7 protein-coding genes and 1 pseudogene are annotated in these 6,545 nt (G+C 71.1%); 4 read left to right on the top strand and 4 right to left on the bottom strand.

Annotated features, from left to right (window positions below; translation table 11 throughout):
• Nucleotides 1-112: pseudogene (locus ACH5AF_RS03925) on the top strand (IS5/IS1182 family transposase); the annotation flags it as partial.
• A 152-nt stretch (nt 113-264) separates the two neighbouring features.
• On the opposite strand, the gene ACH5AF_RS03920 reads toward ACH5AF_RS03925, so the two are convergent.
• The 4 genes from ACH5AF_RS03920 to ACH5AF_RS03905 form a co-directional block, all read right to left on the bottom strand.
• Nucleotides 265-1,422, bottom strand: a complete 1,158-nt coding sequence (locus ACH5AF_RS03920; RefSeq protein ID WP_398899748.1) for a hypothetical protein — start codon at nt 1,420-1,422, stop codon at nt 265-267.
• Nucleotides 1,419-2,462, bottom strand: a complete 1,044-nt coding sequence (locus ACH5AF_RS03915; RefSeq protein WP_398899747.1) for a hypothetical protein — start codon at nt 2,460-2,462, stop codon at nt 1,419-1,421. The genes ACH5AF_RS03920 and ACH5AF_RS03915 overlap by 4 nt, the downstream gene beginning before the upstream one ends.
• Before the next feature lie 80 nt (nt 2,463-2,542).
• Nucleotides 2,543-2,818, bottom strand: a complete 276-nt coding sequence (locus tag ACH5AF_RS03910; RefSeq protein ID WP_398899746.1) for a DUF397 domain-containing protein — start codon at nt 2,816-2,818, stop codon at nt 2,543-2,545.
• Nucleotides 2,778-3,617 (bottom strand): helix-turn-helix domain-containing protein, encoded by an 840-nt coding sequence (locus tag ACH5AF_RS03905; RefSeq protein ID WP_398899745.1) that lies wholly within the window; start codon nt 3,615-3,617, stop codon nt 2,778-2,780. The genes ACH5AF_RS03910 and ACH5AF_RS03905 overlap by 41 nt, the downstream gene beginning before the upstream one ends.
• A 163-nt stretch (nt 3,618-3,780) precedes the next feature.
• Here ACH5AF_RS03905 and ACH5AF_RS03900 point away from each other — a divergent pair, with 163 nt between their 5' ends.
• The 3 genes from ACH5AF_RS03900 (at nt 3,781) to ACH5AF_RS03890 (ending at nt 6,459) form a co-directional block, all read left to right on the top strand.
• A complete protein-coding gene (locus ACH5AF_RS03900; RefSeq protein ID WP_398899796.1) occupies nt 3,781-4,434 on the top strand; it encodes a class I SAM-dependent methyltransferase in 654 nt (217 codons plus the stop codon).
• A gap of 53 nt (nt 4,435-4,487) precedes the next feature.
• Nucleotides 4,488-5,450 carry an N-acetylmuramoyl-L-alanine amidase gene (locus ACH5AF_RS03895; RefSeq protein WP_398899744.1) on the top strand — a complete coding sequence of 321 codons (963 nt, stop codon included), beginning with the start codon at nt 4,488-4,490 and terminating at the stop codon, nt 5,448-5,450.
• 157 nt (nt 5,451-5,607) lie between these two features.
• The gene (locus tag ACH5AF_RS03890) at nt 5,608-6,459 is read left to right on the top strand and encodes a hypothetical protein (RefSeq protein ID WP_398899743.1); all 852 of its coding nucleotides are present in this window, start codon (nt 5,608-5,610) and stop codon (nt 6,457-6,459) included.
• The last annotated feature ends 86 nt before the right edge of the window (nt 6,460-6,545 follow it).

Genomic DNA, 6,545 nt, shown 5'->3' with positions numbered 1-6,545 from the left:
GCTGGGCGGCTGCCGCCGTCTACACCGCCGCTACGAACGCAAAGCCGAACACTTCCTGGCCTTCACCGCCATCGCCTGCAGCCTGATCTGTTACCGCCGACTCGCCAAATGAGACGACTTCTAAGTGCCGTGATCAGCCCGCGTGTGCTCGCACCGCGTGAATGAGGGCCGTATGGGCGAGCCGTGTAGCCCATGCGGACACTCCCGTCGCCCGCCCCCGCGTGACGAGTTGGTCCTGCGTCCGCGGCCCCGCGCCTGCCGGGGTCACACGCGCGGCAGCTCGATCGTCACCCGACCGCAGCCGATGCGCTCCGCCTCGGCGGCGACGTAGCCCGGCATCAGGTCGGCGACGATGCGGGGAGCGTTCTCGTAGGAGCGGGTCTGCTCCATCAAGAAGATCACGCGCCCGGTCTGGCAGTTCGCCCCGTACACCGCGCGCATCAGTCCCGCGGATCCATAGCCGCTGTTGCCGTCGGCATGGAACCTGACGCCGTCGAGGGTCTCTTTGCCGAAGATTTCGGTGATGCCGGGATCGACGAGCGTCATCATGCGCACGTGGGGTCCCAGCGAGCCGAAGCCCGACTCGCAGACACGAGCGGCGGCGCCGTCGCCGCCTCCCTCGCGGACCCAGGCCAGATTCTTTCGGTGCGCGGCAGGAAGCTTCAGTCCGTCCACGCCGCAGAAGTCTCCGGGCCGCACACTCGTCCGTTGAGGGAGCGGCGGGAGCTCGCGCGGCGCGCGGTACGTGCCGGTGCAGCCCAGGTCTCGGATGACGCCGTTGGCCGCGGCCACGACGGTGCGCGCCAGCGCCTCCCGGTCCTCCCGGTCGTGCGGGCCTTCCGAGTCGAAGTCGTGCTCCCCCAGGGCCACATCGACGACGAGCGAGGCGTCGCCGTCCTTGGGCCGCCCCGTGCACTGCTGCGGCACGGCGAGCCACGCGCGGTTCGGGGACACCATCCCCGGCAGCCCCTCGCCCAGTCCGACCATACGGGCGGACAGGAACTCCTCCGGCCACCGTCGCGAGTCCTCGCCGTAGAGCCCGTCGAGGTAGTGGACGCGGAGGACGGCTTGCCGACGCCCCGTGCCGCGGTCGTCGAAGCTGGTGACCCGGCACTGCCCGTACGAGCGTGAGGCGGTCTGCGGATCGCGCCGCAGCTCCTGCTCCTCCGCCTCGATCCGGCGGTCGCCGAACAGAGCGGAGAGGGTCGACTCGTCGAGCGAGTCCCAGCAGGCGTCCGCCTTCGGCAGCGGCAGCGTGTCCGTACGCCAGGCCACGACGCCCGCGCCCAGCAGAGCGCCGGCGACGGCGGAGGCGGTGACCGCCCTGGCCGTACGGCTGCGCAGGAGCCTCCGCAGCAGCGAGGGCCGCGGCTCGGCGGCGGACGCGGTCTCCTGCTCCGGCGTCTCTTCGGTCGTCATCATGCCGTGCCCCCGTCCGCCTTGCATCCGATGCGCTTGCCGACGGAGTCGACGAAGTTCGTGAACACCCGCTCGGCGCTGGGCTTCGCGATGCCGGTCAGCCCGAGGCGGGTGCTGCCGTAGAAGACGGTCTCGCGTCCCCGGCAGTCGACCCGTACGAGCCCCTTGTCGGGCCCCTCGGGGAGGCCGGTGAACAGGGCCGCCAGCCGGGGCGCCGAGGCCATCACGTACTGCGCGGCCGGTTCCTCGTCGAAGCTCTCGGTCAGCCACGCCACGGAGCACGTCTGCAGGCGGTCGCTCACGACGCCGACCTGCTGCCGGTACCTCGACTGTTTCGGCAGGTCGAAGACCACGCCGGGAATGCGGCAGACGGGATTGTCCGCGTCTTCTCTTTCCTCGGCGACGGTCGCCATGGGCGAGGTGGCGCGCAGCGGCTCCTTCGGGGCACACCCCGCAGCGCGCATCCCGGTGTCGGCGACCGCGAGGAGCAGTTCGGCGACCTCGGCGCGCGTGCCGATCACGCCGATGCCTCCGGTGACCCGGCCCTCGCGGCCCTCGCTCCAGTTCTCGTTGTGCATCGTCACGACGGACGGCCTGCCGTCCACGTCGCACGCCTCGGGCAGCACGAGCATGCCCCGGTCCCCGCCGACGAGGCCGTCGAGGCCGTCGGGCAGGAAGGAGACGGAGCCGTGCAGGTAGTGGGTGATCCACTCCTGACGCTTGTCCGCGGCGGCGGGGAGAGGGCCGTAGGTGACCGTGACCTTGTCCTCGTCGTCGTCCGACGCCACCTCGACGGTGCACGTCCCCTGCGGCCGCCCGGCGGACGGCGGCGCGGACTCCGTCGCCCGCCGTTCGGCACCCGACTCGTCCACGGCCTCGTCGCCGAGCAGGTGCGGGCCGCTGTTCTGCTGCCACGCGCCCCAGCAGTAGACGTCCTTGAAGGGCCCGCTGTCCGTGGCCCATAGCCCGATCCCGGTCGCGAAGACCGCTCCGGCCAGCACCCCGGCTGTGACGCCCAGGCGCTTTCGTCTTCCCCCGGCCATGACTTTCCCCCTTGCGAACTCGCCACGTCAGAGCAAACGCACCGATGGTACGCGCCGACATGGCTGGTTCGGGGGACGGGTCAGAGCCGGTTGTCGGCCGCTGCGGCGACGAACGCCGCGAAGGCGGCGGGGGTGGTGGTGAAGACGGGGCCGCCCGGGTTCTTGGAGTCGCGTACGGCGATGTGGGGGATGAGGTGGGCGACTTCGACGCAGTCGCCGCCGGTGTCGGAGCTGTACGAGGACTTGCGCCAGGTGGCGCCGCCTACGGGGGCGCACTCGACGCACTGTCCACCGGTGTCACCGCTGTACGACGACTTACGCCAGCGTGCGCCCGTCAGGCCCTGGTCGGTGTCCATAACGTTCCTCCATTACGCGGGCGATGAGTGCCGCGGAGTCCTCCACGGACAACGCGGCGGCCTGCAGGTGATCGTAACGGAGCGAACCCTCCCTGATAGCGGCCGGATTGGCCGTCATATGGCCCTGGACGAAGTCCTCGGTGTAGACGAGGTCCGGGTCGTCCTCGAAGCGCAGCACGGTGAAGGAACCCATCAGCCCGGTGTGCGCGCCGACCGCGAACGGCAGCACCTGCACCTTCACCCACTCACGCCCGCGCAGCTCCAACAGGTGGGCGAGCTGGTTCCGCATGACCTCCCGGCCGCCGACCTCCTGGTGCAGCACGGCCTCGCTGAGCACCACCCACATCAGCGGCGGCGTCTCCCGGTCCAGGATGCGCTGGCGCTCCATCCGCGCGGCCACCCTGGCGTCGAGATTGTCCTCGTTCCTGAAGCCGAGCACCGCCCGCGCGTACTCCTCCGTCTGCAACAACCCGTCGACCAACTGCGCCTGGTAGGTGGAGATGTACGCCGCCTTCGCCTCCATCTCCGCGTACGCCTGGAACCAGTGCGGCAGTTGGCTGCGCAGCACCAGGCCCACCAGCCGGGAGAACATCCCGTCCGTGCCCAGCGCCGCGTCCACCCGTTCGCTGAAGTCCCGGGTCGGGACCTTCTTCGCCGTCTCGATCTGGCCGACCAGGGAGCCCGTGACGAAGATGCACGAGCCCAACTGCGCCTGGTTCATGCCCGTCGCTTCTCGCCGACGTCGCAGTTCGGCACCGTAGTAGTCCAGCGGCGATGCACTGGGGTCGAGATTGCGCATCTGATACAAGGCGACCGCCCCCCGTTCGTGAACGTCTCGTAGCCGAGCGTAAGCAGCGTTTCGCTCGCAGGTGACGTGAATCACGTAAAGGACCTCGTTCAGGGCAGTTACCCGCCCGTAAGGCACGATGGCCACCGATCCGCACACCCGCCCGGAGGACCGCATGCCGCCCGCCACCCCCAAGCCGGAGATCCTGGCCGCCTTCGAGGACACCAAGGGCTTCATGCCCGTGGACGAGGGTCTCGCCCTGTACGCCGCCGCCGTGGAGGCGGGGGCGCTCGGGCTGCCGCTGCTCGAAGTGGGCACGTACTGCGGGCGTTCGACGATCCTGCTCGCCGACGCGGCCCGCGAGGCCGGCACGGTGGCGGTGACAGTTGACCACCACCGGGGCAGCGAGGAGCAGCAGCCGGGCTGGGACTACCACGACCCGGAGGTGGTGGACCCGGAGGTGGGGCTGATGGACACGCTGCCCACCTTCCGCCGCACGCTGCACCGCGCGGGCCTGGAGGACCACGTGATCGCGATCGTCGGCCGGTCGCCGCAGGCGGCGAGGGTGTGGGGCGGCAAGGTCGGCCTGGTCTTCATCGACGGCGGCCACACGGACGAGCACGCGAGCAACGACTACGAGGGCTGGGCGCCGCACGTCGCCGACGGCGGACTGCTGCTGATCCACGACGTGTTCCCCGACCCGGTGGACGAATTCACCGGTCAGGCCCCGTACCGCGTCTACCTGCGGGCGCTGGCGTCGGGCGCGTTCACGGAGGTGTCGGCGGCGGGGTCACTGCGGGTGCTGCGCCGAACGGGCGCGGGCGTCTGAGTTCGGGCGGACGGCAGCGCCGGTTCCGGAGAAAAGGGCCTAGCATCGCGACCGTGTCGTACGACGAGAACCAGCACCCGTACACCGGACCGCGCCGCTCCCGGCGCGGTCTCGTCGCCGTCGCCGCTCTCGTGCCCGTGGGCCTCGCCGGGTGGCTGATCTGGCAAGGAGCGGGCGGGAGCGCCACCCCCGGGCCTGCGGCGGCCTCGACGCCGGCGTCCACGGGCCAGGCACCCACGGGGCAGGCCGCGGGCAAACCCGGCGACGCGGGCCCGGCCGCCTCCCCCTCCCCCACCACGTCGGCCACGCGCTCCGCGCCCGCTGAGCGGTCCGGGGCCAAGGGGCCGCTCGCCGGGAAGGTGGTCGTCGTCGATCCCGGGCACAACCCCGGCAACTTCCGCCACGCACGCGAGATCAACAAGCTCGTGAACATCGGAACGAACCGTAAGGAATGCGACACAACGGGCACGGCAACCCGTGGCGGATACCGCGAGGCCGATTTCACCCTCGATGTTTCACGACGTCTTCGCACTCTGCTCGAAGAGCAGGGCGCAACCGTCGCATTCACCCACGAGAACGACCGTCCGTTCGGTCCCTGCATCGATGAGCGAGCACGATTCGGCAACGAAGCCGAGGCGGACGCGGTGATCTCGGTGCACGCGGACGGATCGGGGACCGGCAACCGCGGATTCCATGTGATCCTGCCCGCACTCGTCAAGGGCGGCGCCGCGGACACGTCGAAGATCGTCGGACCCTCACGTGACCTGGGTGAACGCATCGCCGGACACTTCCTGCGCAGGACCGGAAGTGCCCCTTCCAACTATGTGGGCGGCGGTACGGGACTTGATGTGCGGCGGGACCTCGGCGGGCTCAACCTGTCCACCGTTCCCAAGGTGTTCATCGAATGCGGCAATATGCAGGACCCCGAGGACGCCGCTCTGCTGACCAGCCCGGGCTGGCGTCAGAAGGCGGCCCAGGGAATGGCCGACGGGATCGGCAGCTACCTCCGGCAGTGAGCACGCAAAGTGCGATACCGGGAGGACGGCCGGAACCGTTGGACGATAGATTCGCCTCTACGATGGGGAGTCACCCCCGAGCTCCGCGTCCGTGCGCCCGCCCGACCGGGCGGCAGCGACGACCGCCCCGATGAGACGACCTACGAAGGACTGACACGTGAACATCCGCTCCCTCACTCGAGGCGATGGCGTGGTGATCGGAGCAGCGGTGTTGCTGTTCATCGCCTCGTTCCTCGGCACGTTCGACTGCTCCGGCAGTCAATGCGACGACGTGCCGACCGCCTGGGACAACGGATCCCTGCTCCTGGGCTTCTACCTCGCCGGCATCATCGGCGCGGCTCTGATCGTGCTCTCCCGTGCGCTTCCGCAGCCCCCGAAGGTCATCGGCCTCGACCTCGGCCAGCTCGGCGTCGCCCTGACGCTCTTCACGGCCTGGTCCGCGCTCGGCGCGATCTTCGACCCCGCGGGCCCGCTCAACGCCGACGGGTTCAGCCCCGACTCCGGCACCGGGCTCATCCTCGGCTTCATCGCCGCGCTCGCCCTCGCGGCCGGTGCCGTCTGCACCCTGCTGGTCCCGGTCTTCAAGGCCCCCCTCCTCGGCGCTCCCCGCCCCGCGGCCCCGCAGCCGTACGGCATGCAGCCGCAGGGTGGTTACGGCTACCCGGGCGCCCAGCAGCAGCCCTATGGCGCGCAGCCCGGTCAGCCGCAGCCGTACGGCGCCCACGCGGGCGCGCCGCAGGCCGCTCAGCCCGGCCCGCACGCCGCCCCGGCCCCCGGCCCGGCGGACGCCTCGCAGGGCGGCGCGCCGTCCGACTTCGCGCCGTTCTGGTTCGCCGTGCCCGTCGCCCGGCCGCTGTACGGCGAGGACGGTTCGCCCACCCCGATCGCCGAACTGGCACCCGGCACCTGGTACTTGGCGGTCGAGCAGCGCGGTCCGGGCCTGGTGGCCCAGACCCAGGACGGCCGCCGCGGTGTCCTCCAGGACACCTCCGGCATCCAGCGCGGCTGACGCCACGCAAGCCCCCAGCGGCCCCCCGCCCTTCCGGGCGGGGGGCCGCTGCCGTACGCTGACGCCCCGTCAGCGAGCAGTGGAGG

Origin of the sequence: Streptomyces sp. NPDC018833 (assembly GCF_044390825.1) — a bacterium.
Taxonomy (GTDB): domain Bacteria; phylum Actinomycetota; class Actinomycetes; order Streptomycetales; family Streptomycetaceae; genus Streptomyces.
Note: the sequence above shows the minus strand (reverse complement) of the source record. Positions and strands in the feature narration are given on the sequence as shown.

What these genes read in the sequence shown, in the direction of transcription:
- ACH5AF_RS03920 (WP_398899748.1), bottom strand. Translation starts at nt 1,422, where the DNA reads ATGATGACGACCGAAGAGACGCCGGAGCAGGAGACCGCGTCCGCCGCC.
- ACH5AF_RS03915 (WP_398899747.1), bottom strand. Translation starts at nt 2,462, where the DNA reads ATGGCCGGGGGAAGACGAAAGCGCCTGGGCGTCACAGCCGGGGTGCTG.
- ACH5AF_RS03905 (WP_398899745.1), bottom strand. Translation starts at nt 3,617, where the DNA reads ATGCGCAATCTCGACCCCAGTGCATCGCCGCTGGACTACTACGGTGCC.
- ACH5AF_RS03910 (WP_398899746.1), bottom strand. Translation starts at nt 2,818, where the DNA reads ATGGACACCGACCAGGGCCTGACGGGCGCACGCTGGCGTAAGTCGTCG.
- ACH5AF_RS03900 (WP_398899796.1), top strand. Translation starts at nt 3,781, where the DNA reads ATGCCGCCCGCCACCCCCAAGCCGGAGATCCTGGCCGCCTTCGAGGAC.